The sequence below is a fragment of the Streptomyces sp. 13-12-16 genome, from assembly GCF_002114215.1.
Taxonomy (GTDB): Bacteria; Actinomycetota; Actinomycetes; order Streptomycetales; family Streptomycetaceae; genus Streptomyces.
This window is the reverse complement of sequence record NZ_NCTE01000729.1, coordinates 8,465-9,909: the sequence shown is the minus strand read 5'-3', so window position 1 is coordinate 9,909 and position 1,445 is coordinate 8,465. Positions and strand designations below refer to the sequence as shown.

Genomic DNA, 1,445 nt, shown 5'->3' with positions numbered 1-1,445 from the left:
GCCGGCACGCCCTCCTCGTGGCGGCGGTGCGCGCCGGATGCGCCGGGCCGGTCACCGACCTGCTCGCCGAGCCGTACGACACCGGCCGGCTGGTCCGCGCCCTCCTCGACCGGGGCGACGGCACCCGTACCGACCTGCGCCGCCTCGGCGACGGCGAGCTGCGGTACACCGCCCTCGCCCTGGTGCTGCTCACCGGCCCCGGCGTGCTGGAGGTCGACGCGCCCGGCGAGGTCCCGGCCGCGCTCCAGACCCTCACGGTCCTCGCCGACGGGCTGGACCGGGCGCTGGACCCGGAACAGCGGGGCGAGCTGCTGCGCCTGGCGGCGCGGATGTGCGAGCGCGGGCACATCCGGCTGGCGGGCACGGTGAGTGATGCCTCCTGGGCGGCGGGGGTGAGCGGGGTGACGGTGGTACACCTGGACCGTGACTGATCCGTACGACCTCGCGGGGCTCCGGCACCGGCTCGTCGAGTTCGCCGCCGCGCGGAACTGGCAGCCGTACCACACGCCCAAGAACCTCGCCGCCGCGCTCAGCGTGGAGGCCTCCGAACTCCTCGAGATATTCCAGTGGTTGACGGCCGAGGAGTCCGCCCGCGTCATGGACGACCCGGACACCGCGCACCGCGTGAACGACGAGGTCGCCGATGTCCTCGCGTATCTGCTCCAGTTCTGCGAGGTGCTGGGTGTCGATCCGCTGGCCGCGCTGGCCGCGAAGATCGACCGCAACGAGCACAGGTTCCCGACGGAAGAGTCGCCCGGTCACTCTCCGTAAGTGAAAAGTGGGCTCTGTTCGATTCGTTGTCCGCAGATTTCGGTCTTCCTCTGGCTTTTTGTCTCACACACCCTCACTCTGGGTAGTGAACCAGGGAGTTCAACGGATGCGGACGCGTGGGCAGCGCGTCGGACAGACGGGGGCAGCGCATGGACGCTGTGCGGCTCATCGTGACAAGCAGGCGCGCCCTGGCCGCGAGCGGCGGCGTACGGGAGCTGCTGACCGAGGTGTGGCAGGCGCAGGCCCTGGCGCAGGCGACAGGGAGCCGCCTCGCCGTCGTCGGCCCGCCCGAACTGCGCGGAGAGGCACTGGGACTGGTCGAACTGGCGGGCCGCGGCTGCGGAGTGCTGGGCACGCCGGAACTCGGCCCGGGCGGACCGCGCGCGGCTCAGCTCACCGAGCTGGGCGAACCCCGCCCGGTCCTGATGCACCTCGGCGGCCTGCTCGGCGAGGTCGGCATCGCCCTGGTGGGCCTCGCCTGCTCCGCGGACGACGAGGCGACGTACTGGCAGTGCATGGAGGCCATCGACGCGGCGGACGAGTCCCGCGACCGGGTCCAGGAAATGCTCCGCAAACTCACGGACCGCGAAGACCCCCTACCCCAACGAGAAGCCGGCTGACCCCCCCCGCGATCCGCGGGCACTCGTGCCTCCCCCAGTGCCTCAAGGGCCTGG

The 1,445-nt window shown here is 72.1% G+C and carries 2 protein-coding genes and 1 pseudogene; all 3 read left to right on the top strand.

Going from position 1 to position 1,445, the window contains the following annotated elements; all coding sequences use genetic code 11:
* A pseudogene (locus B7767_RS27350) lies at positions 1-431 on the top strand (ATP-binding protein); the annotation flags it as partial.
* Positions 424-771: a nucleotide pyrophosphohydrolase gene (locus B7767_RS27345; RefSeq protein WP_085574512.1), complete on the top strand. Its 348-nt coding sequence runs from the start codon at positions 424-426 to the stop codon at positions 769-771. The pseudogene B7767_RS27350 and the gene B7767_RS27345, both read left to right, overlap by 8 nt.
* A 149-nt stretch (positions 772-920) precedes the next feature.
* The gene (locus B7767_RS27340) at positions 921-1,391 is read left to right on the top strand and encodes a DUF6099 family protein (protein ID WP_085574513.1); all 471 of its coding nucleotides are present in this window, start codon (positions 921-923) and stop codon (positions 1,389-1,391) included.
* The last annotated feature ends 54 nt before the right edge of the window (positions 1,392-1,445 follow it).

Excerpts from the sequence above, each read along its gene's own strand:
- B7767_RS27340 (WP_085574513.1), top strand. The coding sequence starts at position 921 with ATGGACGCTGTGCGGCTCATCGTGACAAGCAGGCGCGCCCTGGCCGCG.